At 65.2% G+C, this 24201-nt stretch carries 27 protein-coding genes and 1 pseudogene; 11 read left to right on the top strand and 17 right to left on the bottom strand.

Annotated elements, in window-relative coordinates; all coding sequences use genetic code 11:
* Window positions 1-41: 41 nt before the first annotated feature.
* Window positions 42-1088: an NrfD/PsrC family molybdoenzyme membrane anchor subunit gene (gene nrfD / locus AC1PPL_RS02980; RefSeq protein WP_479972568.1), complete on the bottom strand. Its 1047-nt coding sequence runs from the start codon at window positions 1086-1088 to the stop codon at window positions 42-44.
* Window positions 1089-1105: 17 nt separating this feature from the next.
* The gene (gene dsrO, locus AC1PPL_RS02975; RefSeq protein ID WP_479972567.1) at window positions 1106-1888 is read right to left on the bottom strand and encodes a sulfate reduction electron transfer complex DsrMKJOP subunit DsrO; all 783 of its coding nucleotides are present in this window, start codon (window positions 1886-1888) and stop codon (window positions 1106-1108) included.
* A gap of 415 nt (window positions 1889-2303) precedes the next feature.
* Here dsrO and AC1PPL_RS02970 point away from each other — a divergent pair, with 415 nt between their 5' ends.
* Window positions 2304-2909 (top strand): 2'-5' RNA ligase family protein, encoded by a 606-nt coding sequence (locus AC1PPL_RS02970; RefSeq protein WP_479972566.1) that lies wholly within the window; start codon window positions 2304-2306, stop codon window positions 2907-2909.
* Window positions 2910-2974: 65 nt separating this feature from the next.
* On the opposite strand, the gene putA is transcribed toward AC1PPL_RS02970, so the two are convergent.
* Window positions 2975-6697: a trifunctional transcriptional regulator/proline dehydrogenase/L-glutamate gamma-semialdehyde dehydrogenase gene (gene putA / locus AC1PPL_RS02965; RefSeq protein ID WP_479972565.1), complete on the bottom strand. Its 3723-nt coding sequence runs from the start codon at window positions 6695-6697 to the stop codon at window positions 2975-2977.
* 72 nt (window positions 6698-6769) lie between these two features.
* Here putA and AC1PPL_RS02960 point away from each other — a divergent pair, with 72 nt between their 5' ends.
* Window positions 6770-7249, top strand: coding sequence for an Lrp/AsnC ligand binding domain-containing protein (locus AC1PPL_RS02960; protein ID WP_011805624.1), 480 nt, complete (start codon window positions 6770-6772; stop codon window positions 7247-7249).
* 59 nt (window positions 7250-7308) lie between these two features.
* Here the strand turns inward: AC1PPL_RS02960 and AC1PPL_RS02955 are convergent.
* The 5 genes and pseudogenes from AC1PPL_RS02955 to AC1PPL_RS02935 form a co-directional block, all read right to left on the bottom strand.
* Window positions 7309-7651 (bottom strand): annotated as a pseudogene (locus AC1PPL_RS02955) (DUF4148 domain-containing protein); the annotation flags it as partial.
* Window positions 7652-7801: 150 nt separating this feature from the next.
* Window positions 7802-8281 carry a hypothetical protein gene (locus AC1PPL_RS02950; RefSeq protein WP_103737576.1) on the bottom strand — a complete coding sequence of 160 codons (480 nt, stop codon included), beginning with the start codon at window positions 8279-8281 and terminating at the stop codon, window positions 7802-7804.
* 136 nt (window positions 8282-8417) lie between these two features.
* Window positions 8418-8888 (bottom strand): Spy/CpxP family protein refolding chaperone, encoded by a 471-nt coding sequence (locus tag AC1PPL_RS02945; protein ID WP_284465662.1) that lies wholly within the window; start codon window positions 8886-8888, stop codon window positions 8418-8420.
* Window positions 8885-9340, bottom strand: coding sequence for an anti-sigma factor family protein (locus tag AC1PPL_RS02940; RefSeq protein WP_103737578.1), 456 nt, complete (start codon window positions 9338-9340; stop codon window positions 8885-8887). Before AC1PPL_RS02940 ends, AC1PPL_RS02945 begins: the two co-directional genes overlap by 4 nt.
* Window positions 9341-9355: 15 nt before the next feature.
* Window positions 9356-9910 carry a sigma-70 family RNA polymerase sigma factor gene (locus AC1PPL_RS02935; protein WP_312565597.1) on the bottom strand — a complete coding sequence of 185 codons (555 nt, stop codon included), beginning with the start codon at window positions 9908-9910 and terminating at the stop codon, window positions 9356-9358.
* A 137-nt stretch (window positions 9911-10047) separates the two neighbouring features.
* Here AC1PPL_RS02935 and AC1PPL_RS02930 point away from each other — a divergent pair, with 137 nt between their 5' ends.
* Together AC1PPL_RS02930 and rlmD are read left to right on the top strand one after the other, a co-directional pair.
* Window positions 10048-10374, top strand: a complete 327-nt coding sequence (locus AC1PPL_RS02930) for a hypothetical protein (RefSeq protein WP_015913035.1) — start codon at window positions 10048-10050, stop codon at window positions 10372-10374.
* Between the two features lie 49 nt (window positions 10375-10423).
* Complete coding sequence (rlmD, locus tag AC1PPL_RS02925) at window positions 10424-11872, top strand: 23S rRNA (uracil(1939)-C(5))-methyltransferase RlmD (RefSeq protein ID WP_479972564.1); 1449 nt, start codon at window positions 10424-10426, stop codon at window positions 11870-11872.
* Window positions 11873-11949: 77 nt separating this feature from the next.
* Here rlmD and AC1PPL_RS02920 read toward each other — a convergent pair whose 3' ends face one another.
* Entirely contained in the window at window positions 11950-12336 is a 387-nt protein-coding gene (locus AC1PPL_RS02920) for a hypothetical protein (RefSeq protein ID WP_088886992.1), read from the bottom strand.
* Window positions 12337-12449: 113 nt separating this feature from the next.
* Window positions 12450-13142: a Bax inhibitor-1/YccA family protein gene (locus AC1PPL_RS02915; protein WP_011805616.1), complete on the bottom strand. Its 693-nt coding sequence runs from the start codon at window positions 13140-13142 to the stop codon at window positions 12450-12452.
* 228 nt (window positions 13143-13370) lie between these two features.
* Between AC1PPL_RS02915 and AC1PPL_RS02910 the strand changes: the two genes are divergently transcribed.
* Window positions 13371-13778 carry a GlcG/HbpS family heme-binding protein gene (locus AC1PPL_RS02910; RefSeq protein WP_088886991.1) on the top strand — a complete coding sequence of 136 codons (408 nt, stop codon included), beginning with the start codon at window positions 13371-13373 and terminating at the stop codon, window positions 13776-13778.
* Between the two features lie 221 nt (window positions 13779-13999).
* On the opposite strand, the gene hemP is transcribed toward AC1PPL_RS02910, so the two are convergent.
* The 6 genes from hemP to AC1PPL_RS02880 all read right to left on the bottom strand — a co-directional run bounded on the left by hemP (window position 14000) and on the right by AC1PPL_RS02880 (window position 17116).
* Window positions 14000-14209: a hemin uptake protein HemP gene (gene hemP / locus AC1PPL_RS02905; RefSeq protein WP_015913038.1), complete on the bottom strand. Its 210-nt coding sequence runs from the start codon at window positions 14207-14209 to the stop codon at window positions 14000-14002.
* Between the two features lie 196 nt (window positions 14210-14405).
* Window positions 14406-14816, bottom strand: a complete 411-nt coding sequence (locus AC1PPL_RS02900) for an ExbD/TolR family protein (protein ID WP_011805613.1) — start codon at window positions 14814-14816, stop codon at window positions 14406-14408.
* A gap of 6 nt (window positions 14817-14822) precedes the next feature.
* Window positions 14823-15539 carry a MotA/TolQ/ExbB proton channel family protein gene (locus AC1PPL_RS02895; RefSeq protein ID WP_103737583.1) on the bottom strand — a complete coding sequence of 239 codons (717 nt, stop codon included), beginning with the start codon at window positions 15537-15539 and terminating at the stop codon, window positions 14823-14825.
* Between the two features lie 17 nt (window positions 15540-15556).
* A complete protein-coding gene (locus AC1PPL_RS02890; RefSeq protein WP_252100890.1) occupies window positions 15557-16258 on the bottom strand; it encodes an energy transducer TonB in 702 nt (233 codons plus the stop codon).
* 107 nt (window positions 16259-16365) lie between these two features.
* Window positions 16366-16638, bottom strand: coding sequence for a (2Fe-2S)-binding protein (locus AC1PPL_RS02885; protein WP_015913041.1), 273 nt, complete (start codon window positions 16636-16638; stop codon window positions 16366-16368).
* A gap of 187 nt (window positions 16639-16825) precedes the next feature.
* Window positions 16826-17116 carry an SWIB/MDM2 domain-containing protein gene (locus AC1PPL_RS02880; protein WP_011805609.1) on the bottom strand — a complete coding sequence of 97 codons (291 nt, stop codon included), beginning with the start codon at window positions 17114-17116 and terminating at the stop codon, window positions 16826-16828.
* 224 nt (window positions 17117-17340) lie between these two features.
* Between AC1PPL_RS02880 and rraA the strand changes: the two genes are divergently transcribed.
* Window positions 17341-17847, top strand: coding sequence for a ribonuclease E activity regulator RraA (gene rraA, locus AC1PPL_RS02875; RefSeq protein ID WP_313147158.1), 507 nt, complete (start codon window positions 17341-17343; stop codon window positions 17845-17847).
* A gap of 9 nt (window positions 17848-17856) precedes the next feature.
* On the opposite strand, the gene AC1PPL_RS02870 is transcribed toward rraA, so the two are convergent.
* A complete protein-coding gene (locus AC1PPL_RS02870) occupies window positions 17857-18804 on the bottom strand; it encodes a DMT family transporter (RefSeq protein ID WP_479972563.1) in 948 nt (315 codons plus the stop codon).
* A 327-nt stretch (window positions 18805-19131) separates the two neighbouring features.
* Here AC1PPL_RS02870 and aceA point away from each other — a divergent pair, with 327 nt between their 5' ends.
* From aceA to rplT, 5 genes are all read left to right on the top strand, one after another.
* Complete coding sequence (gene aceA, locus AC1PPL_RS02865; RefSeq protein ID WP_015913044.1) at window positions 19132-20463, top strand: isocitrate lyase; 1332 nt, start codon at window positions 19132-19134, stop codon at window positions 20461-20463.
* A 281-nt stretch (window positions 20464-20744) separates the two neighbouring features.
* Window positions 20745-22664 (top strand): threonine--tRNA ligase, encoded by a 1920-nt coding sequence (thrS, locus tag AC1PPL_RS02860; RefSeq protein WP_479972562.1) that lies wholly within the window; start codon window positions 20745-20747, stop codon window positions 22662-22664.
* Between the two features lie 65 nt (window positions 22665-22729).
* Window positions 22730-23341, top strand: a complete 612-nt coding sequence (gene infC, locus AC1PPL_RS02855) for a translation initiation factor IF-3 (protein WP_083766753.1) — start codon at window positions 22730-22732, stop codon at window positions 23339-23341.
* Window positions 23342-23514: 173 nt separating this feature from the next.
* The gene (gene rpmI / locus AC1PPL_RS02850) at window positions 23515-23718 is read left to right on the top strand and encodes a 50S ribosomal protein L35 (protein WP_011805603.1); all 204 of its coding nucleotides are present in this window, start codon (window positions 23515-23517) and stop codon (window positions 23716-23718) included.
* A 26-nt stretch (window positions 23719-23744) separates the two neighbouring features.
* Window positions 23745-24104, top strand: coding sequence for a 50S ribosomal protein L20 (rplT, locus tag AC1PPL_RS02845; protein WP_005795139.1), 360 nt, complete (start codon window positions 23745-23747; stop codon window positions 24102-24104).
* The last annotated feature ends 97 nt before the right edge of the window (window positions 24105-24201 follow it).

The raw sequence follows: 24201 nt of genomic DNA, 5'->3' as shown, positions 1-24201 counted from the left end.
GCTTGCTGATATTGCGTTAAAGGCCGATTTGTCTATGAATTTCAGGCGGCAGTGGCCGTGGGTGCCTTGCGGGCCGGGAACAGCTCCAGCGCCCAGCTCGCCAGCCCGACCAGTGCCACGCACAGGCCTGCCACACCCACCATGCCCAGCAGCCCGTCGCCGCCCAGGGGCATGTGGTACAGGTACAGGCCGGCGCCGAACTTGGGCACGCCCTGCACACCCATGAACAGCGCCCAGCGGAAGGCCCAGGCGGCGGCGGCCAGCCCCAGACCCAGCACCAGCGTGTAGCCCTTGGCATGCAGGCGGTGGCGCCCGCGCAGCAGCGCCCCCAGCACGGCGGCGCCACCGACGGCCGAGCCGACCATCGTCAGGCGCCACACGGGGAAGTCGTTCCACAGGCGCAGCGCGGCGTTGAACGAGGGGCTGTCGCCGCCCAAGCCGCTCGCGGCCCAGGCCAGCGCCACCACCAGCAGCGCGCCGGCCAGCGCCAGGCCCATGCCGCGCAGCGTCTGCAGCGCTTCAGCGCCGGGGCGCAGCGTGGCGGGCAGGAAGCGCTCCAGCACGAAGGCCGCGCCCACGGTGGCCAGCCAGCCGGTCAGCGCCAGGTTGACGGGCACCCACAGCGTGTTCCACAGCGGGCGCGAGCGCACCACCATCATCTCGGCGCCGGTATAGACCGAAATGGTGAGCGCAGAGAGCACGAGCAGCGGCGCCAGCAGGCGCATCCAGCCGGTCTTGCCCAGCCACCAGGCGGCGCACATCGCCACGCTGAGCGTGACAAACACGGGCAGCAGCAGCGCGCCGACCGACATCCACGACCAGGGCGTGAAGTGCGCATAGAAGTGCCAGAAGCGCGCGGGCTGGTGCAAGTCGGCCAGCAGCGACACGGGGGCGGCGATGGCGCTGACGGCCAGCGTCAGCACGGCCGCGGGCAGCAGGCGCTGCAGCGTGCCGCCGTCTTTGCCCCAGGCGCACAGCGCGGCCAGGATGGCGGCGCCGGTGGCCACGCCGACCAGAAAGAAGTACTGCACGGCCCAGGGCAGCCAGGCCGCCTCGTAGTGCGGGGTCAGGAGTTCGATGATTTGCATGGTGCGCTCCTTGGGGTTCAGTGGTCGGACAGCAGGCGCACGCTGGCCTGGCCGTCCACGCCGTTGACGAACGCATCGGGCAGGCCGATGTAGTAGACGCGCGGCGAAGTGTTCATGCCGGGCTTGAGCACCTTGAGGTCTTCCTTGTGTTCGGCCATGCGGCGGTTGATCTCGCTGCCCTGGTCGTTCAGGTCGCCGATGACGCGCGCGCCGCCCACGCAGCTTTCCACGCAGGCGGGCAGCAGGCCAGCCTCCAGGCGGTGCTCGCAGAAGGTGCACTTGTCGGCGGTCTGCGTCTCGTGGTTGATGAAGCGCGCGTCGTACGGGCAGGCCTGCACGCAGTAGCCGCAGCCCACGCAGCGCTCGTTGTCCACCAGCACGATGCCGTCGGTGCGCTGGAAGGTGGCCTGCACCGGGCACACGGGCACGCAGGGCGGCTCGTCGCAGTGGTTGCACAGGCGCGGCAGGCTGACCATGGCGGGCGCGCTGCCGTCGTCCTTGTTGATCTCGTACTGCAGCACCGTGGTGCGGAACTGGCCGATGGGCGGCTGGTTCTCCACCGAGCAGCTCACCGTGCAGGCCTGGCAGCCGATGCACTTGCGCAGATCCACCAGCATGCCGAAGCGCTTGCCCTCCATGCCGGGGCGGCGCGGCGGCTGGCCCGGCGCAAAGGGTGTGGCGGCCTGGCTGGCGCCGGCCAGGCCAAAGGCGGTGGCCAGGCCGACGAGTTCTTGCAGGAAGGTGCGCTTGCCGGGTTGCGGCGCGGCGCAGGCGGTGGGGGATGGGGTACTTTTTGACATAAATACTTTGAATATTTACTGCGTAGATGCATTATTCTCCCCGCATCTCGATTATCTGTTTGATTAACGTCAAATGACTTTGTTGATATTCTTATTGGATTATTTTGGTTAAACTTTTTTATTTTATTAATTGAAAATTAATGAAATATTAAATAATCCCGAGCAATTGCGTATGGAATGTGGAGCAGCCGCAAAACGGCCATACGTGCGGGTTCCGGGCCCCGCGGAAAGTCAGCCTTCTGGGCTTGGGATACGAATGCCATCCTGGGTACCAAAATCCGAAAATTGCCGATGAATGGGCGGTGAGGCGATATGCCTCAATTGCCGCCATTCCGATTAAAAATATCGGTTATTGCCCGCGCCGGCGGAGTGCCTGTTACCCACAAAGGCCAGGGGCGGCGCTACAGTGGGACGCATGGACGCTCACCAACTGCCGCTCGCCGGCGTGGAGCCCGATGCGCCACGCCCCAACCACCATCTTTTCTTTGCCGTGCTGCCCGAGCCCCGAGCGGCGCAGGCTGTGGCCGATCTGGCGCAGACGCTGATTGCGCGGCACGACCTGCAGGCGCAGGTACGCGCGCAGCGCCTGCACGCCACGCTGCTGTCGCTGGGGTGGGAGCCTGCGCTGTCGCCGCGGCATCTGCAGTGGGCGCGCGACGCGGCGCAGCAGGTGCGGGCGAGGGCGTTCTCGTTGCGGTTCGATCGGGTGTTGAGCTTTCGCCGCGCGCCGCAGGCCAAGCGGCCCTGCGTGCTCTGCGGCCCCGCCGACGGGCAGCAGGGTTTCATCGCGTTGTACGAGGCGCTGCATACGGCGCTGTGGTCGCAGGTGCGGGGGCTGGACGGCGTGCCCCATGCGCCGCACATCACCCCGCACATGACGCTGTGCTACAGCCGCCAGGCCGTGCCCGAGCAACCCGTGCCGCCGCTGGAATGGACGGTGGGCCGCTTCGTGCTGCTGCACAACCTGCGCGGCTCGCCCGGCCCTTACGAGGTGCTGGGCGAGTGGCCGCTGGCGGATTGATTGCTATTGTTTATATAGCTGTTGGCGCTTGATGGATAAGCGCTGGAGGCCAATTTACTCTGGCATCACGCCATGGTCATCAGGCTGGCATTGCCGCCTGCCGCCGTGGTGTTGATGCTGACCGCGCGCTCCAGCAACAGGCGCAGGGACGCCTGCAGCGCATCGGCGGCGCCGTCCACCGCCGTCACGCCCACGATGGGGCCGGGGCGCAGGGCCACGCGCTGGCATTCCACGCGGCGCGTTTCTGGGCTGCCGCTGTGCAGCACGGCGTCGTAGCCCAGGCCATCGCCGCGCCAGTCGGACACCAGGGCGATGCGCGCCTGCACCTCGCGCGGCAGTGTGGCGCACAGGGCCTGCGCGTCCTGCGGCCAGAGCGCAAGCGCGCCCGCGGCCAGCACCGCGCTCAACTGCAGCAGCAGCGCCTCGTCCGTATCGGCCAGGCACAGCACGCGTTCGCGCGGCAGCAGCCGATAGGTGTTGCGCTCGCCGGTGGGGCCGGGCAGGGTGCAGGCCAGGCCCGCGCAACTGGCCTGCGCCTGGGCCGCGCAGGCCTGTGCCAGCGCTGCGTTGCCTTGCGCCTGGGCCCAGTGCTCCAGCGCCGACAGCGGGGCGAGCAGCGCGGGCTGTGCGCTGGCGTCGGGCACCTGCACGGCCGTCGCCGCCAGCGCGCCGTGCGTGGCGTTGGCCGGGTGGCGCGACAGCAGGCGCAGCAGATACAGCGGGCCGCCTGCCTTGGGGCCCGTTCCCGACAGGCCCTCGCCGCCGAAAGGCTGCACGCCGACCACGGCGCCCACCATGTTGCGGTTCACATAGACGTTGCCGGCCGTGCTGTGGGCCAGCACCTGGGCCACGGTTTCGTCGATGCGGGTGTGCAGGCCCTGGGTGAGGCCGTAGCCCGTGGCGCTGATCTGCGCGAGCAGCGCGTCCAGCTCGCCGCGCTCGTAGCGCACCACGTGCAGCACGGGGCCGAAGACCTCGCGCTCCAGCTCGGTGATGCTGTTCAGCTCGATCAGCGTGGGCGGCACGAAGGTGCCATGCGCCGTGCCCTGCCCACCGGCATGGCTTTGGAACACCGGCCGGCCGCTGGCGCGCAGGCGCTCGATGTGGCGCGCGATCGTGGCGCGCGCCTCCTCGTCGATCACCGGGCCTACGTCCACCGCCAGTTGCGTGGGGTTGCCCATGCGCAGTTCCAGCATGGCGCCGCGCAGCATCTGCAGCAGGCGGTCCGCGCAGTCGCGCTGCACGCACAGCACGCGCAGGGCGGAGCAGCGCTGGCCCGCGCTGTCGAAGGCCGAAGTGAGCACGTCCGCGACCACCTGCTCCAGCAGGGCGGAGGAGTCCACGATCAATGCGTTCTGTCCACCGGTCTCTGCGATCAGCGGAATGGGCCGGCCACTGGCGTCCAGCCGTGCGGCCAGGCTGCGCTGCAGCAGCCGCGCCACCTCGGTGGAGCCGGTGAACATCACGCCCATCACCCGCGCGTCGCCCACCAGCGCCGCGCCCACCGTCTCGCCGCGGCCGGGCAGCAGCTGCACGGCGGCGGTGGGCACGCCGGCCTGGTGCAGCAGGCGCACGGCCTGGCAGGCAATGAGGGGCGTCTGCTCTGCCGGCTTGGCCAGCACCACGTTGCCCGCGGCCAGTGCGGCGGCCACCTGGCCCATGAAGATGGCCAGCGGGAAGTTCCAGGGGCTGATGCAGGTGAGCGGCCCCAGCGGCGGGTGGGTGGCGTTGTCGAAGTGCCCATCCACCTGCGCCGCGTAGTAGCGCAGGAAGTCCACCGCCTCGCGCACCTCGGCCACGGCGTTGGCGCAGGTCTTGCCGGCTTCTCGCATCAGCAGGGCCAGCAGGGCGGGCATATCGCGTTCCAGCCCATCGGCCGCGGCGCGCAGCAGCCGTGCACGTTCTGCGGTTGGCGTGGCAGCCCAGGCGGGCTGCGCCGCGGCGGCAGCCTGCAGCGCGGCGTCCACATCGGCGGTGGTGGCTTCTTGCACCTGCCCGACCATATCGGTGGCATCGGCAGGGTTGCGCACCGGGGTGCGCGGGCCGGCGGGAACGCCGGCGGCGATGAGGGGTGTGGCTTCCAGCGGCGTGGCGGCGCTGGCGGCCAGCGCGTCGGCCACGCGCTGCAGCGTGGGCTCGGCCGCCAGGTCCAGGCCCTGCGAATTGGCACGCGCCGGGCCGTAGAGCTGCGGGGGCAGCGCGATGCGCGGGTGCGGCAGGCCTGCGCCGCCTTCGGCGCGGGCCTCGGCATCCACCGTGTCCACGGGGTTGTCGATCAGCGCCTCCAGCGGCAGCGTGGCGTCGGCCACGCGGTTCACGAACGAGGTGTTGGCGCCGTTTTCCAGCAGGCGGCGCACCAGGTACGCCAGCAGCGTCTCGTGCGTACCCACCGGGGCGTAGATGCGGCAGGGGCGCTCGGGCACCACCTGCTCGTACAGCGGCTCGCCCATGCCGTGCAGGCACTGGAACTCGTACTGGCCGGGGCGATAGTCCGCGGGGCCCGCCAGCTCATAGATGGTGGCCAGCGTCTGCGCGTTGTGCGTGGCGAACTGGGGGTACACCGCGTCGGGTGCGGCCAGCAGCTTGCGTGCGCAGGCGATGTAGGAAATATCGGTGTGCGCCTTGCGCGTGTACACGGGGTAGTCCGCCAGGCCATCGACCTGGGCGCGCTTGATCTCGCTGTCCCAGTACGCGCCCTTGACCAGCCGGATCATCAGGCGGTGGCCGCTGCGGCGCGCCAGATCGATGCAGTAGTCGATCACGCGCGGGCAGCGCTTTTGGTAGGCCTGGATCACGAAGCCGATGCCCTTGAAGCCCGCGAGGGACGGCGCATGGCACAGGCGTTCCAGCAGGTCCAGCGACAGTTCCAGCCGGTCGGCCTCTTCGGCGTCGATGTTCAGGCCGATGTCGTAGCCGCGCGCCAGTTCCGCCAGTTGCAGCACGCGCGGGTACAGCTCGTCCATCACGCGCTGCCACTGCGCGCGGGCGTAGCGCGGGTGCAGCGCGCTGAGCTTGATGGAAATGCCGGGCCCTTCGTACACGCCGCGGCCCGCGCTGGCGCGGCCGATGGCGTGGATGGCATCCACATAGGACTGCATGTAGCGGTCGGCGTCGTGCCCCGTGAGCGCGGCCTCGCCCAACATGTCGTAGGAATAGCGGAAGCCGCGTGCCTCCAGGGTGCGCGCCTTGCCTAGCGCCTGTTCGATGGTTTCGCCGGTGACGAACTGCTCGCCCATCATGCGCATGGCGACGTCCACGCCCTTGCGGATCAGCGGCTCTCCGCCGCGGGCGGTGATGCGGCGCAGCGCATCCTTCAAGCCCCCTTCGCTGTGCGTGGTCACCAGCCGTCCGGTGAGCAGCAGGCCCCAGGTGGCTGCATTGACGAACAGCGACGGGCTCTTGCCCAGGTGCGCGGCCCAGTCGCCCGTGCCGATCTTGTCGCGGATCAGCGCGTCGCGCGTGGCGGCGTCGGGGATGCGCAGCAGCGCTTCTGCCAGGCACATCAGCGCCACGCCTTCTTGCGAGGACAGCGCGAACCGCTGCAGCAGCCCCTGCACCAGGCCGGACCGCCCGCTGGCATGTTCGCGCTGGCGCAGCCCTTGCGCCAGGCGCAGCGCACGCGCCTGGATGTCCTGCGCCATGGCAGCGGGCAGGCGCGCCTGCGCCAGCAGCGGCGCCAGTGCCTCAGGCTCGGGCGGGCGGCAAGCCTGGGTGACCGCCAGGCGCAGCGGGTCGGTGTCGCGGGGGCGAGGGGAAAAGTGGGCGGCGTGGGGGGCGGCGTTTGTCATGGGGTCGCATCATCCTTGGGTGAATGGCGAATGAATCACTAAAATCGGCAAGCACCACCGAATTTTTGCTCAATGACCGGCCAATTTCCCACTGATCTGGATCGCATCGATCGCAGGATATTGAAGATCCTGCAAGACGATGGGCGCATCTCCAACCTCAAGCTGGCAGAAACCGTGGCGCTGTCGCCCACTGCTGTGCTCGCGCGCGTGCAGCGGCTCACGCGCGAAGGCTACATCCTGGGGTATGAGGCGCGGCTCAATCCCCTCAAGCTGGGCGCGGGCATGCTGGTGTTCGTGGAGGTGCTGCTGGACCGCACCACGCCCAACGTGTTCGACCAGTTCAAGGCCGCGGTGCAGGTGCATCCCGAGGTCATGGAATGCCACATGGTGGCCGGCGGTTTCGACTACCTGCTCAAGACGCGCTGCGCCGATATGAATGCCTACCGCCAGTTCGCCGGCGCCGTGTTGTGGCAGTTGCCCGGCGTGCGCGAGACGCGCACCTACGCGGTGATGGAAGAGGTCAAGCACTCCAACCACCTGTACCTGGGTTGAAGCCCCTCGGTACGGAAGACGCAACGCCCGCGTCGTGCGGGCGTTGTGTTTCCCATCAGCCCGCCGGGTATAGCGATGGGGCGTTCCCTGTGTTGTGCCGATGTTTCGTTGCGCATCTCATCGATCACCTGCTGGCGGGTCCTGGTCGAAGCCGTTGAGGGTGCCGGTTCCGGAAAGCTGCTTTCCCCGTAGGACAGGCGGTCCTGTTGCACTGCGGTCTCGGCTTCTGCCCTGACTTGCTCACGGGTCCGATCACTCTTGAAATGCTCGGGGTGAACGACCACGCCCGCTTCGTTGTTGGGGGTGCCAGTAGCCAGCAGATGCCATCGTTGGCAGACCGAGTGCTGCGACGGCAGCCACGCTTGCGATCACGGAGAAAAGAGGAGGTCGGCGACCCATCATGTTCAATATCCCGTGTTGGTTTGCCGGAGCGTGCATATCCCGCCCTTGCGCAGGGGGGCGCAAGGGGCGCTCACAGCAGATGAATGCTTGGAAGGGGGCTGGCATGCACCGGGGTGTGCAGCCGCCCCTCCGGTACTTGCGTTGTGCCCCTTAGTGGGACAGCGGGATGGCCTTCCAGCCGCTGTGGCTGAAGTACTTGCCGTAGGCATTGGAGGCCTGGGCCACCTTGACCACGCCCTCGGCGCGCTTGTCCTCGCCATGCTTGCCTTGCGCGGCCTCGGCACCGGCCATCAGGTCGGCCACGACGATGTGCAACTGTGCATCGGCGGCGGGCGGCAGCTTGCAGTTCTCCACCATGTAGGCGACCTGCTGGTTGACGGTGTTGGCGAAGGCGTCGTAATCGGCCGGAGTGGCCTTGCCCGAGTGGGCGGTGGGCAGGATCTGCGTGACCGATCCGCGCACGGCCGTCATGGCCTTGCGCAGCGGCGCGTCGGTTTCCCACTTCTTGCCGGCGTTGAGCTGCAGTTGGTGGGTTTCGGCACTGCCGCCATGGTTGTGTGCGTCGGCGGCGTAAACGGCCAGCGGGGATGCCAGGGCGGCGGACAGCAGCAGTGCGGTGAAGGTGTTCATGAGAATGCTCCGTTGAAAAGTTGAACCATCAAGGCAGCCGCTCAAGGGAATGTGTGGCTGCCTTGCCTACTTCAACGAAGGTGGTGCCTCAATGTTCCATCTCATTTGCACCTTTTTCCTTCTCTCATCTCGGCGTTCACTTGCGGTGCAGCATTTCCTCCTCGGTGGCTTCTTCTGCATAGCGGGTCAGCAGCAATTGCAGCAGCCGCGTGCGCTGGGCGTCGTCCAGCATGGCGCGCTCGGCCAAGAGTTGGTCAATCACGCGCTGTTGCTGCGTGGCCTGCAGGCGGGCGATGGCGGCCTGCTCGGCGTCAATGGCGGTGCGCTCTGGTGCGTCAGCAAAGATGTGGCGCACCAGGGCTTCGCGGTGGCGGCGTATGTCACTCCAGTTGGACGACAGGTCATGGAGGAAGGGGGTTTCCATTCCTTCCCAGCGCGCGCGCTGTTCGGGGGTGAGCTTCAGATACTCGGGCAGGTGGACCACGGGAGGCGCGCCGCCCTCGGGCACCGTGTCCGGCGCAGGGCGTAGCACCAGTGCGGCAACCACGCCCAGGTTGAGCGCCAGCGAGATCGCCAGCAGGGTGCGAATCCAGGCAGGGTTTTTCATGGCAGGGTTCTCGGCAAACGGCAGATTTCGGCGGCGGCGCACAGCCCGCCTGGTGGCACAGGGTCGAACACGCGCGCCATGGCAGGGCTGGCAGCCGGAAGGGCCGCGCCCGTGCCCAGCAGCAGCCCCCCCAGCCAGACGCCGGACACCAGCGCGGCCCCCGCGGCGAGGCCCGTGGGCATCCAGCCCAGCAGGTTCCAGCCGGTGCGCCGGGACCGGGTGGGTCGTTGCGCCAGGTCGTGTGCCAGGCGGTCCTGCAGTTGCGCCGCCAGGTCGAAACCCAGCGCGGGCGAGGGCAGGGCCAGCAATTGCTGGCGCTGTGCCTGCAATGCGGCAAGGTGCTGGCTGCACAGGGGGCAGGCGTGCAGGTGCTGCTGCAGCGCGACCTGCGCATGCGCGGGCAGCGCATGGTCGATCAAAGCGGAAAGGTCTTCGGTGCGAGGGCAGTTCATGGCGGCTCCTTGCGTTCAGCGTGGCATGAGTTGCAGCAGCCCGGCGCGTGCGCGGGCAATGCGGGATTTGACGGTGCCCAGGCTGATGCCCAGCACCTCGGCGATGTCCTCGTAGGCCATGTCTTCGATGTCGCGCAGCAGCAGGATCTCGCGGTGCTCCACCGAGAGCCGCTGCAGCGCGCCTTCCAGCGCTTCGATGCGCTGGCGGGCCTGCAGTGCAGCCTCGGGCGTGGGCGTGTCCGCCGGCACCTGCTCGGACAAGGTCTCGTCCAGTTCCACGAACGCGACACGCTGCGCGCGGCGCAACAGGTCCAACGCCTGGTTGCGCGCAATGCGAAACAGCCAGGTGGACAGTTGTGCGTCCGGCTGCCAGCGGGGCAGTGCCTGGTAGGCGTTCAAGAAAGTCTCCTGGGCGAGTTCGCGCGCATCCTCCTGCGAGCGCGTCATGCGGAACAAAAAACGGTAGATGCGGTCCTGGTAGCGGGCCACCAGTTCGGAGAACGCCGCGACCTCGCCGCGCTGGGCGCGGGCGATGCAGTCGCTCTCTTCAAGGTGGCTCAGGGGGCGCATTGCCTCTTTCAACGCAGGGCCGCAGCAAAAGTTCCATGAAACCGTCAACACGGGGCCGGGAACAGCCGCTTACCGGGGCGGGCGCAAACTCCGCAATAATGCGCCGCATTCACAGCACAAGAAGGAAGGGAACCCTCATGCGAGCCATTCGCTTTGCCACGGCCTCGGCCGCCGCCATGATTGCCGGACTGTTTGCACCGGGCGCGTGGGCTACTTGCTACGTGATCTATGGCGCAGACCAGCAGGTCATCTACCGCTCGCAGACCCCCCCTGTGGACCTGTCGCGCAACCTGCACGAAACCTTGCCCCAGGTCGCGCCCGGCGGCACGCTGGTGTTTTCCTTGAACAACTATGGCTGCGAGGTGGAAGTCAACCGCCTGCCTTCCAATGTGGCTGCGGTCCGCAAGGATGCCGCTGCAGGCGCCCCCACCGCGCCCCGTGCGCCGCGCGCCAGCCGCAGCTGAAAGCCGCCCGCGCGGCGGCAGGGGTGGGCCGGCCTGAGACAATCGGGGCATGAGCGACCCCACAGAATTCAGCCCACCACCGCCCACCTCCACGGATCTTCCCCCCGGCTGGCTCGAAGTCACCGCCATGGACATGGACGCCCAAGGCGTCGCGCGCAAGCCCGATGGCAAGGTGGTGTTCATCGACGGCGCACTGCCCACCGAGCTGGTCAGCGCCAACACCCACCGCAAGAAGAACAACTGGGAGCAGGCCAGCCTCACGGAAGTCCACCGCCAGTCCAGCCAGCGCGTACAGCCCGGCTGCCCGCACTTCGGCCTGCACGCGGGCGCCTGCGGCGGCTGCAAGATGCAGCATCTGCACGTGGCGGCCCAGGTGGCCGTGAAACAGCGTGTGCTGGAAGACAACCTCTGGCACCTGGGGAAAGTGAAGGCCGAGACCATCCTGCGCCCCATTGAAGGCCCTGCCTGGGGCTACCGCTACCGCGCGCGCCTGTCCGTGCGCTACGTGCCCAAGAAGGACAAGGTGCTCGTGGGCTTTCACGAGCGCAAGAGCCGCTACATCGCCGACATGGAGACCTGCAAGATCCTGCCGCCGCATGTGGACACCATGCTGATGCCGCTGCGCGCCCTGATCGGCAGCATGGCCGCACGCGACACCTGCCCGCAGATCGAGCTGGCCTGCGGCGATACGGTCACGGCGCTGGTGCTGCGCCACCTGGAGCCGCTGTCCCCGGAGGACAAAGACAAGTTGCGCGCCTTTGCCGCCGCGCATGGCGTGCAATGGTGGTTGCAGCCCAAGGGGCCGGACACGGTGCATCTGCTGGACGAGGGCGGCGAGCCGCTTGCCTATGGGCTGCCCGACTTCGGCATCACCATGCCCTTCAAACCCACCGACTTCACGCAGGTCAACCCGCACATCAACCGCGTGCTGGTCACGCGCGCGCTGCGCCTGCTGGACGCGCGCAAGGACGAGCGCGTGATCGACTGGTTCTGTGGCCTGGGCAACTTCACGCTGCCCATCGCCACCCAGGCGCGCGAGGTGCTGGGCATCGAGGGCAGTGAGGCGCTGGTGGCGCGTTCGCGCGAGAATTACCAGTCAAATCAGGCCAAAAGGCAGGACGGATCTGCGCTGGCAGCTACCAGCTTTGTAGCGCGCAACCTGTTCGAGATGACGCCTGAGATGCTCATTGCCGATGGCGCCTCCGACAAATGGCTGGTGGACCCGCCGCGCGAGGGGGCGTTCGCATTGTCCAAGGCGCTGGCGGACATCCACCAGGCGCGCATCGGTGCCGAGGACGCGCCGCCGCTGCCCGCTGGGCATGAAGGCTGGCAGCCGCCCCGGCGCATCGTCTACGTGAGCTGCAACCCGGCCACGCTGGCGCGGGACGCGGGCCTGCTGGTGCACCAGGCGGGCTACCGCTGCGTGGCGGCGGGGGTGGTCAACATGTTTCCGCACACGGCCCATGTGGAGAGCATGGCAGTGTTCGAGCGGGGCTGACGCCCGCGGTGGCTTAAGACGTTTTTGGCCAGGGGGCGCTTGCCTAGCAAGCGCCAGCAGCTATCGTTTGGATAGCATCAGCTGCGGTTGCGGGAGGTGCGGCCCTCGGTCTGCAGGTCCGCCTCTTCGTCGCTTGCACGGCGACTGGCGGGCTTTTTCTCCAACTGCGTGAGTACCGAGGCCGTGCCCTCGATCTTGTTCTCGCGCATGTACAGATCCATGTCTTTCCAGCCCGCGAACACCTGGGCCTTGGGGGCCTTGGGGTTCAGCGTGAAGCAGTCCTCCAGCCCGCGCAGCGCATGCCGGCAGGCGCCACCGATGGCCTTGGCCTCGGCCTCACGCTGGGCCACGCGCGGGTCCGGCCCCATGCCGGGAATCTCACAACCCGCCAGCGGCAGCAGCGCGGCAGCGATCAGGGCGGCGCGAGCGCCGGCGGCAAGGAGGGGGTGGTGGCGAGGCAGCATGTACAGGGGTTATCGGCAGGCGTGCCGTCAAGTTGAGGCTGTCAGCCAAGGGCGGACGTGAAAAAGGCCCCGGAAATCGGGGCCTTGCGACGCATGTGCGGTGGGAAGGCCGTTCAGTCGCGCTCGCCGCCCATGATGCCCAGCAGGGCCAGCAGGCTCTGGAACACGTTGAAGATGTCCAGGTACAGCGCCAGTGTGGCGCTGATGTAGTTGGTCTCGCCGCCGTCCAGGATCTGCTTCAGGTCGTACAGCATGTAGGCGCTGAAGATGCCGATCGCTGCCACCGAGATGGCCATCATGCCCGCCGACGAGCCGACGAACACGTTGATGATGGCGCCCACCATGAGCACCAGCGCGCCCACGAACAGCCACTTGCCCATGCCTGACAGGTCGCGCTTGATGACGCTGGCCAGGCTGGCCATGACGAAGAACACGCCCGCCGTGCCGGCGAAGGCCGTCATGATGAGGTCGGTGCCGTTCTTGAAGCCCAGCACCATGCCGATCAGGCGCGACAGCATCAGGCCCATGAAGAAGGTGAAGGCCAGCAGCACCGGCACGCCCGCGGCCGAGCGCTTGGTCTTCTCGATGGCGAACATGAAGCCGAAGGCGCCGCCGAGGAACACGATCAGCCCCAGGCCGCCGCGCAGCGACTGCGTGATGCCCGTGGCCACGCCGATCCAGGCGCCCAGCACGGTGGGCAGCAGGCTGAGCGCCAGCAGCCAGTACGTGTTGCGCAGCACGCGGTGGCGCTGCTCCTGCGAGATGCCATAGCCCGCGGAGCCGACACTGGTGATTTCTGGGTTCATCTGGTTTCTCTCCTGATTGGCCTGCACAGCGCAGACCCGAATGATTCTAGGTGGTGGCTTTTGGCGCCGAATGCAATACCCGCGCACCATCCCGTACTTTATGGGTTGCATTCTTTTGCCCTGCGGCGGGGCACTGGGCGGGCCCGCTGGCACTATGCTTTTCGTTTTCCCGTTGCGCGCCCTGCCGGCTGGCCGGGCGCATCCACCCACCTCCTGCAGGACTGCCTCATGAAGACCAAACCCGAACTTGAACTCTCCGACGTCAAGCTGATCGCCGCCGCCGCCGAGGCCGAGGCCCTGAAGAACCAGTGGGCCGTGACCATCGCCATCGTGGACGACGGCGGGCATCTGCTGTGGCTGCAGCGCCTGGACGGGGCGGCAGCGGTGTCCGCGCACATCGCGCCGGCCAAGGCCCACACGGCCGCCTTGGGCCGCCGCGAGAGCAAGGGCTATGAAGACGTGATCAACGGCGGCCGCACGGCCTTCCTGAGCGTGCCTGCGCTGCAGGGCATGCTGGAAGGCGGCGTACCCATCATGAAGAACGGCCAGTGCCTGGGCGCCGTGGGCGTGAGCGGCGTGAAGTCCCATGAGGACGCGCAGATTGCGCGCGCGGGGATTGCGGCGATCGGGCTGTAAGCACTCATCGGGACTGGATTGCTATTGTTTTGATAGCTGTTAGCGCTTGTTGGAAGGGCGCTAGGGACTAAAAACATATTGGGTTCCAACAGAAAAACCGGCGCGTGGGCCGGTTTTTTCATGGGTGTGCAGGGAAAAAAAGCCTGGCTACGCGGGCATGCCCGTTGGCTGGCCAATACGACCCTTCGGACCGAGGTCCTGGAGTCGCCCCACGATGAAACTTATTTGGTCAGGATCAGCTTGCCGAGTTTGGTGGCCTGCAGCCGGTAGACGGCGCCGTTGTGCACGATGGCCACGGCCTTCTGGCCGCGCAGCAGGGTGCTGCTGTCGACGGCGCCGCCTTCGGCGTGGGACGCCGGGCTGGAATCGGCGGGCACTGCGAACATGCGGGGTGCGGTCAGTGCGGACGGTGCGGTCAGGCTGGCATGCATGGTGAAGTCTCGGTGCGTTACGATGGTCAAATGATAACCATTCTCAACTAAAGATCAAGCATCCGGGGCTGAAAATTGCCTGTCGATTCGTATCCAGATGCAAGAGGCAGCCCCCGCAGGTGGCGGTGGCGACGCTGCTGCGCCGCCCGTGGGGCTGCTGCTGTGAAGGCCGGCGCGCCGGCGCGGCCGTGGTGCGTCAGGGCGCCGGGTCGGTCACGAAGCCGATCTTGCGCACGCCCGCGCGTTGGGCCGCCGACATCGCCTGCGCCACGCGCTCGTACCGCACGTCCTTGTCGCCGCGGATGTGCAGGTCCGGCTGCGGGTCCTTGCGGGCCTCGGCCTGCAGGCGCGGCTCCAGCTCGTCGTCGCCGATCGTGGTCTCGTTCCAGTGGTACTTGCCGTCGGCCGTCACCGACAGGCGGATGGTTTCGGGCTTGATGATTTCGCGCTCGTTGGACGCACGCGGCAGGTCTACCGGCACCGCGTGCTTCATCACCGGCACGGTGATGATGAAGATGATGAGCAGCACCAGCATGACGTCCACCAGCGGCGTCATGTTGATTTCGTTCATCACCTCGTCGGCATCGTCCTGGGTTCCGAAAGCCATGGCGCATCAGCCTTTCTTGATGGGCAGCACCTTGGCTGCCTCGCCGTGTACCGAAACGCGCGCGCCGGTCACGAAGTAGGCGTGCAGATCGTGCGCAAAGCTGTTGAGGCTGTGCAGGATGGATTTGTTGCCCCGCACCAGGGCGTTGTAGCCCAGCACGGCGGGAATGGCCACGGCCAGGCCTAGCGCGGTCATGATCAGCGCCTCGCCGATCGGGCCGGCCACCTTGTCGATGGTCGACTGGCCCGAGGCGCCGATGGCCACCAGCGCATGGTAGATACCCCACACGGTGCCGAAGAGGCCGATGAATGGCGCCGTGGAGCCCACGGAGGCCAGGATGGCCAGGCCCGCCTGCACGCGCGCCGTGAACTCGTCGATGCAGTTGCGCAGGCAGCGCGTGACCCAGTCGCTCACGTCCAGGCTGTCATGCAGATGGGCCTGCGTGTTGCGGTGGTGCTGCGTGGCTTCGCGGCCTTCCAAAGCGAGGTGGCGGAAGGGGTTGCTCGGGTCGGAGCCCAGCTTGGTCAGGCCGGCGGCGAAGTCTTCGCTGTGCCAGAAGTCGCGTGCCTGGCGGGCGTGTTTCTTGAACTTCAGGATGTCCAGCGCCTTGATGATGATGACGATCCACGATGCCAGCGACATGCCGATGAGCAGCACAGCGACGGCGCGGGTGACGAAGTCGCCCTGTACCCAGACATTGGCAATGCCGAAATGCGATTCCATGAAAACTCCTGCGAGACTTATTGTTGGAGAACGAAGTTGATCGGGACCAGATTCCACATGGCTTCTGGCACGCCGTTGCGCTTGCCGGGTACGAAGCGCCAGCGCATGACGGCGTCGATGGCCTGGCGGTCCAGGCGCTCGAAACCGCTGGACTGCTTGACTTCCACTTTCTGCGGCAGTCCGTCGGTGCCGATGAGCACGCGCAGCATCACTTTGCCTTGTTCTCCCAGCCGCTTGCTCACGGCGGGGTAGACGGGCTTGGGGTTGTTCAGGTAGCTCGCGTCGCTGGAGGGCAACTCGATGCTGGGTGCGGCCGGCGCCGGTGGAGCCGCGGGGGCCGCCGGTGCGGCGACGGGCGCGGCCGCAACCGGCGGGGCCGGGGGCTGAGGCTCAACGACGCCCGTGGGCGCGGCGGGGGCGGGTGTGGGGTCGGGGACCGCCACGGGCATGGGAGCGGGGCGCGGCTTGGGCGCCACGGGTTTAGGCGGCGCCGGGGCTGGTTTGGGCGGCGGCGGAGCGGGAGGGGCCGGTGGGGCCGGAGGCGCGGGCGGCGCGATGAATTCGCTCAACACCTCAGCAGGGATGATGATCTCTGCCGCCTTGCGCACCAGACCCGATTGCAGGGCCCACAGGCCGGCCACGTGCAGCACCACCACGGAGCCTGCGATCACGGCATTGCGGCTCAAGCCCCCGGGGGAGCCGTATCGGTCAGAGGACATAAAAATGATAGCTGCTGGCGCTTGTCCAGCTTGGTCGGAAGGCCAAAAAAGCCTTGAATAGGCGGTCTATTTATGCAGGATCCACCAGACCGAGCATATGACGATGATCAGACTTCCTGCGAGTGCGTAGAACAGTTGCATGCCTTGCCTTCCGGGATGAGGGTGGCAAGCTGGACGGCTGTGGGATCGGTGTCCTTGTACAGGGCGGCCACCGGCTGCGATGCGCAGCACTGCGCCACGACATCGCGGGCACAGTCTTCGCAGCGGCCGCACTGGGTGGCGACGCCCAACTCGAACTGAATCTCATCGAAGCTCATACCTGCGCGCGCATGGCGTGCAATCTCCCGGTCGGAAACGCGGTGGCAAACACAGACGATCATGGTGCAGGCAGTCGTGGCTGGCTATGGACGATGAATTGATTATAAATGCGAATTCATCGCATTTGCAGTCCTTGGCCCCACTGCCGTGTAAGAAACCATTGCCGAGTGCCTTGCAGGCAAAAAAAAACCGGCATGCACATGCCGGTCTTTGTTCGCCTGGCTCTCGCAGAGAGCCTGGCAGGGCAGATTACTTGACGTGCTTGCCAATCAGGCCGGCCATCTCGAACATCGAGACCTGGGGCTTGCCAAACACTTCCTTGAGCTTGGCATCCGCGTTGATCATGCGCTTGTTGGAGGCGTCCTGCAGGTTGTGCGCCTTGATGTATACCCACAGCTTGCTGATGATCTCCGTGCGCGGCAGCGGGGTGGCGCCGACCACGGCCGCCAGAGCGGGGCTGGGGGTCAGGGGCTTCATGAAAGCGGCGTTGGGGGTGCGCTTCTTTGCGGGTGCTGCGGACGCGGTCTTTGCAGTTGCCATGTTGGGTTGTTCCTTGTTGGAAATGAAATATGTCACCAGCGAACGCCGCAGCTCCACTGGCAGCGGTGATGCTACTGGGAAAAAAACCGGTTTCCAAGGCGAGCTGCCTCTTTTTTGCCTCGATTTGTTGCTCTGGCGGCCAACTGTCGGCACGCGCGAGAATGCGCCACCGCAGCTTGCTGCAGCGCACCATCCCCCTTTATGCACAGAAAGGCTTCCCTTCCATGTCCGCACACCCGACCCCGGCCATCAGCACCTGCGATCTCTGCGACGCCCACAAGGGTGACGACAGTGGCGCGTTCCGCGTGCTGCCGCCTGTGTTCCAGAGCTACGGAGCACTGCCCGCTTTCAGCGGCCCCGTGAGCACGGTGAAGTGCTTCGAGGACAACACGCTGGTCAAGGCGGCCGTGGATTCGCCGGGCAACGGGCGCGTGTTGGTGGTGGACGGTGGAGCTTCGCTGCGTCGCGCGCTGGTGGGGGGCAATCTGGCAGCCAGCGCGGCGCGCAATGGCTGGGCCGGTATCGTCGTGAATGGCTGCGTGCGCGACGTGGCAGAACTGAGTGCCGAGCGCGTGGGTATCCGCGCACTCGCACTCATGCCGTTGCCCACCGAAAAGCGGGGCGAAGGGCTTTCTGACGTGGCGGTGCAGGTACAGGGCGTGTGGGTGCGGCCGGGCGACTGGCTGTATGCGGATGCCGACGGCATCGTGATCAGCGACCGCGCGCTGTAACGCCGCCGGTCAGGCGCGCATATCGCGGCCGGTGCGCCACGGCAGCCGTGCGGGCATCGTGGCCAGTACGACGCTGGCCAGTGCGATGCCAAAGGCCATGAACTGCATAGTCGTGAAGCGTTCGCCCAGCGCCAGCACGCCCACCAGCGCTGCGCTCACCGGCAGCAGCACGGTGAATACGCCACTCTGCGCGGCGGGGACGGTCTTCAGGCCGGTCATCCACAGCCACACGCTCCACATGCATGCTGCCATGGCGTAGAACACCAGCAGCAACCAAGTGGGCCAGCGTACGGCCGTGAAGTCGAAGTACAGGGCGAAATACAGCCCGAAAGGCATCGAGAGCATGAAGCCCCACAGGTTGATCAGCGCCGTGATGCGCCGTGGCCCCAGCGCGCCGGTGAGTTTCTTGCCGATGACGGAATAGGCGGCCTCACACAGCGATGCGGCCAGCAGCAGGGCATAGCCCAGCCATTGCAAGTGTTGGGCATTTTCGGGCTGTAGGGCATTGCTGGCGTATGCGGAGTGCTCTGGTTTGGATAGCGCAAACAGCACAATACCCGCCACTGCGCAGGCCACCGCCACCCAGGTGCGGGTCGCGACCTGTTCACGCAGGAACAGCCAGCTCATGACCGCCACACATGCGGGGATGGTCGCCATGATCACCCCGGCAGAGGTGGCGCTGGTGAGGCTCACGCCGTAGATCATGCAAACGGTGAATAGAAAGTTGCCCAGCAGCGACTGCAGAAAAAGCAGGCCTTGGGTCTGCCGCGTCAGAGGTGGCTCCTGGTGCGGCTTCTTCAACCATCCGAGCATGGCCATTGCGCCGATACCGAAACGCAACCACGCCAGCAAAAGCACGGGGAACGCCGCGGCCAGCGGCTTGGAGAGCGCCACGTAGGCACCCACCAGCATCATGCTGAGCGCCAGGCAAAGGTATGCGGTGGGGCGGTTTGGCATCTGATGAAGATTCCGAACGGAGGCTCCATCATGCATGAGCGCGGGGCAGCCCATGGAAAGGAACTCACCAGGTCTCTTATTTCGCATGGAGAAAGTACAATTTTTCAATATGAAAATTTTGATTGCTGCGTTGCGGAAAAATTTCTCGATATGAGAAATGAATTTTCATATAGAGACATAAAAGTCGTAAGCCATTGATTTTTATGGGTTAAATTTATCTCTTATATAAGACATAAGAGATTGATGTGGTCTTATAGAAGACTTAAAGTTGTGTCCAAGGGTCCCGGGAGCGGTACCCGCCCATTCCTTCATCTCTTGGAGAGCAACATGCCAGATTCCCTGAACGCACAACTGAGCCGTGAGCAGCAAATCGCAGCCCTGGAAAAGGACTGGGCCCAGAACCCCCGCTGGAAGAGCGTGAAGCGCGGCTACACAGCCGCTGACGTGGTGCGTCTGCGTGGCAGCCTCCAGCCCGAATACACGCTGGCCAAGCGTGGCGCAGAGAAGCTGTGGGACAAGATCAATGGCGGCGCCAAGAAGGGCTATGTGAATGCCTTCGGTGCCATCAGCGCCGGCCAAGCCATGCAGCAAGCCAAGGCGGGCCTGGAAGCTGTGTACCTGTCGGGCTGGCAGGTGGCCGCTGACGGCAACACCAGCGAGACCATGTACCCCGACCAGTCGCTGTATGCCTATGACTCGGTGCCGACGATGGTGCGCCGCATCAACAACACCTTCAAGCGTGCTGACGAGATCCAGTGGGGCCGCGGTATCAATCCCGGCGACAAGGAATTCATCGACTACTTCCTGCCCATCGTGGCCGACGCCGAAGCCGGCTTCGGCGGCGTGCTGAACGCCTTCGAACTGATGAAGAACATGATTGCCGCTGGCGCGGCCGGCGTGCACTTCGAAGACCAACTGGCTGCCGTGAAGAAGTGCGGGCACATGGGCGGCAAGGTCCTCGTGCCCACACAGGAAGCCATCGAAAAGCTGATCGCTGCCCGCTTCGCTGCCGACGTGATGGGCGTGCCCACCATCGTGCTGGCCCGCACCGATGCCGAGGCCGCCAACCTGATCACCAGCGACCACGACGCCAACGACAAGCCGTTCTTGACGGGCGAGCGTACGCAGGAAGGCTTCTATCGTGTGAAGAATGGTCTGGAGCAAGCCATCAGCCGCGGTGTGGCCTACGCTCCCTACGCCGACCTGGTGTGGTGCGAGACCGGTACGCCCGACCTGGGTTTTGCCCGCGAGTTCGCCCAGGCCGTGCATGCCAAGTGCCCCGGCAAGCTGCTGTCGTACAACTGCTCGCCGTCCTTCAACTGGAAGAAAAACCTGGACGAGAAGACCATCGCCAAGTTCCAAGACGAGCTGTCCGCACTCGGCTACAAGTACCAGTTCATCACGCTGGCCGGCATCCACATCAACTGGTACAACACGTTCCAGTTCGCCCATGCTTATGCCCGCGGCGAAGGCATGAAGCACTACGTGAACATGGTGCAGGAGCCCGAGTTCGCCGCACGTGAGCAGGGCTACACCTTCGTGTCGCACCAGCAGGAGGTGGGCGCAGGCTATTTCGACGACGTGACCACTGTGATCCAGGGTGGTTCTTCGAGCGTGAAGGCGCTGACCGGCTCCACCGAAGAAGAGCAGTTCCACTGATCTTCTTGGTTGATGCGAGAAGCCCGGGGCCCCCGCCTCGGGCTTTTCTATTGCTGCAGGGTAAAATGCCACATCTGTTCACCAACAAGGGCGAGAAAGGCAATCTGGTTATGACACCGCGAACTACGACGGAGATCTGTTCCAGCCGCTGAGGCTGGCCGTTCGCGCCTGCAAGAGATTTCTCTCGCCCCCATAAAAGCGCGGACCTGTACCGCGCTTTTTGCTTTCTGAACCTCAGTCAAGCGCGGCTCACCTACCGAAAAGACTCGATAAGGATTTCCATGATTCACATTACGCTTCCCGACGGTTCCCAGCGAGAGTTTGCTGGTCCCGTGACTGTGGCGGAGGTGGCTGCCTCCATCGGTTCGGGCCTGGCCAAAGCGGCGCTCGCCGGCAAGATCGGGGACAAGGTGGTGGATACCAGCTACCGGATCACGCAAGACAGCCCGCTGTCCATCGTGACGGCCAAGGATGCCGACGGCCTGGAGGTGATCCGCCACTCCACGGCCCACTTGCTGGCCTATGCGGTCAAGGAACTGTTTCCCGATGCGCAGGTGACCATCGGGCCGGTGATCGAAAACGGCTTCTACTACGACTTCTCGTACAAGCGTCCGTTTACGCCGGAAGACTTGGCCGCCATTGAAAAGCGCATGGCGGAACTGGCTGCGAAGGATGAACCAGTGGTGCGCCGTGTATTGCCTCGGGACGAGGCGGTGGCGTACTTCAAGGGCCTGGGCGAACACTACAAGGCCGAGATCATTGCCAGCATCCCGACGAATGAGGACGTGAGCCTGTACCGCGAGGGCGGCTTTGAAGACCTGTGCCGTGGCCCACACGTGCCCAGCACCGGCAAGCTCAAGTTCTTCAAGCTCATGAAGGTAGCGGGCGCCTATTGGCGCGGCGACCACCGCAACGAGATGCTCCAGCGCGTCTATGGCACGGCATGGGCCACGAAGGAAGAACTGCAGCAGTACCTGCACATGCTGGAAGAGGCTGAGAAGCGCGACCACCGCAAGCTGGGCCGTGAGCTTGACCTGTTCCACATCGACGAGCATTCGCCCGGCACGGTGTTCTGGCACCCCAAGGGCTGGACGCTGTGGCAGGAGGTGGAGCAGTACATGCGCCGCGTATACCGCGACAACGGCTACCAGGAGGTCAAGGGCCCGCAGATCCTGGACAAGACGCTGTGGGAGAAAACGGGACACTGGGACAAGTACCGCGACAACATGTTCACCACTGAGAGCGAGAAGCGCGACTACGCTCTCAAGCCGATGAACTGCCCGGGCCATATCCTGATCTTCAAGCAGGGCATCAAGAGCTACCGCGACCTGCCGTTGCGCTACGGCGAGTTCGGTCAGTGCCACCGCAACGAGCCCACGGGTGGCCTGCACGGCATCATGCGCGTGCGCGGTTTCACGCAGGACGATGGTCACATCTTCTGCACGGAAGACCACATCCTGGCCGAATGCACGGCTTACACAGCGTTGCTGCAAAAGGTCTACAAGGACTTCGGCTTCCACAACATCATCTACAAGGTGGCCACGCGCCCCGAGGCACGCATCGGTTCCGACGAGAGCTGGGACAAGGCCGAGCATGCGCTGATGGAAAGCCTGCGCGCGTCGGGTTGCGAATTCGAGATCGCTCCCGGCGATGGCGCCTTCTACGGCCCGAAGATCGAATACACGCTCAAGGACGCGATCGGACGGCAGTGGCAGTGCGGCACCATGCAGGTGGACTTCTCGATGCCCGAGCGGCTGGATGCAGAGTACGTGGGCGAGGATGGCGGGCGCCATCGGCCGGTGATGCTGCACCGCGCCATCGTGGGCAGCCTGGAGCGCTTCATCGGCATCCTGATCGAAGAACATGCCGGGGCCTTGCCCGTTTGGCTTGCGCCCGTACAGGTGGCGGTGCTCAATATCACCGATGTACAGTCCGATTACTGTCGTGAAATCGCCGCAAAGCTGCAAAAAGCGTTGCCGAATCAAGGCCTTAGGGTGGTGACTGATCTGCGTAACGAGAAGATTACGTATAAAATACGGGAGCATTCGCTGCAAAAGCTGCCCTACATCCTCGTCGCCGGCGACAAGGAAAAGGCTGCAGGGGCTGTGGCAGTGCGTGCCCGGGGTAACAAAGACCTCGGCGTGATGTCCCTCGACGCATTCGTCGATCTGATCGCGCAGGACATTGCTTCCAAAGTCTGAATCATCGCTTGAAGCGCATCCCTGGTGCGTAAGCTGCTACGCTTTTCGTAGCTTTTTAATTGAAGGTGAGAGCCATCGCTACCGAATTTCGTGACCGTCGCCAGCGCGAGGAGCGCAAGCATCGACTGAACCGTGAAATCATGGCGCCTGAAGTGCGCCTGTCCGGTCCGGACAACGAGCCCCTGGGCATCGTCAGCCTGCAAGAGGCCCTGCGCATGGCGGGCGAGCTGGATGTGGACTTGGTTGAAATTGCAGCCACGGCTAATCCCCCGGTCTGCCGCCTGATGGACTACGGCAAGTTCAAGTATCAGGAGCAGAAGAAGGCGGCCGAGGCCAAGGCCAAGCAGACGGTCATCGAGATCAAGGAAGTTAAGTTCCGCCCTGGTACGGACGATGGTGACTACAACATCAAGCTGCGCAACATCCGCCGTTTTCTGGCAGAGGGCGACAAGTGCAAGATCACGCTGCGCTTCCGTGGCCGCGAGATCACGCACCAGGAGCTGGGCCTGGCATTGCTCAACCGCTTGAGGGATGACCTGGGCGACACCATTTTGGTGGAGCAGTTTCCCAAGCTGGAAGGTCGCCAAATGATCATGATGATCGCGCCGGCCCGCAAGAAGCCGGCAGGTAAACCTGCCGCTGAAAGCGCTCCCGCCGCTGGGGACAACGCTGCGTAAGCAAGGAGATTTGGCGGGCACCCCCTAAAAAAGGGTACCGGTCGATAGGCGGCATGCAAGTGCCGCCGCACGGCGAGCCGCAAGGCGCGTCGTTTGAAAAAGTGGCTCGGGGCCAACAAGGTTGCACAGCGGTGTGCAAACGCCTCACGAGCACAACCAACAGGAGCATTCACATGCCCAAGATGAAGACCAAGAGCAGCGCGAAGAAGCGTTTTCGCGTTCGTCCAGGCGGTACGGTCAAGCGTGGCCAAGCTTTCAAGCGCCACATCCTGACCAAGAAGACCACGAAGAACAAGCGCCACCTGCGTGGCATTGTGAACGTGCATGAAGGCGATATGGGTTCCATCGCAAAGATGCTGCCCTCCGCTGGCCTGTAATCAACTGACGAACAAGGAGAAAACACATGCCTCGCGTCAAACGTGGTGTAACGGCCCGCGCCCGTCACAAGAAGGTCCTCGCCCTTGCCAAGGGCTTCCGTGGTCGCCGCGGTAACGTCTTCCGCATCGCCAAGCAGGCGGTGATGAAGGCGGGGCAATATGCCTACCGTGACCGCCGCACCAAGAAGCGCGTGTTCCGCCAGTTGTGGATCGCCCGTATCAACGCCGCTGCCCGTGAACTGGGCCTGACCTACAGCCAGTTCGCCAACGGCCTGAAGAAGGCATCCATCGAGATCGACCGCAAGATGCTGGCCGACCTCGCGGTGCATGACAAGGCTGCCTTTGGCAGCATCGTGGAGCAAGTCAAGGCCAAGCTGGCTGCTTGAGTTCACGATTGGTAGCTATAAATTCTATAGCTACTAGCGCGCAAACAACAAGGGCTAGGGCTTGAAAAGGCACTAGCCCTTGTTTCTTTTTCAAGAG

The sequence above is a fragment of the Diaphorobacter sp. B2A2W2 genome, assembly GCF_056730635.1.
Note: the sequence above shows the minus strand (reverse complement) of the source record. Positions and strands in the feature narration are given on the sequence as shown.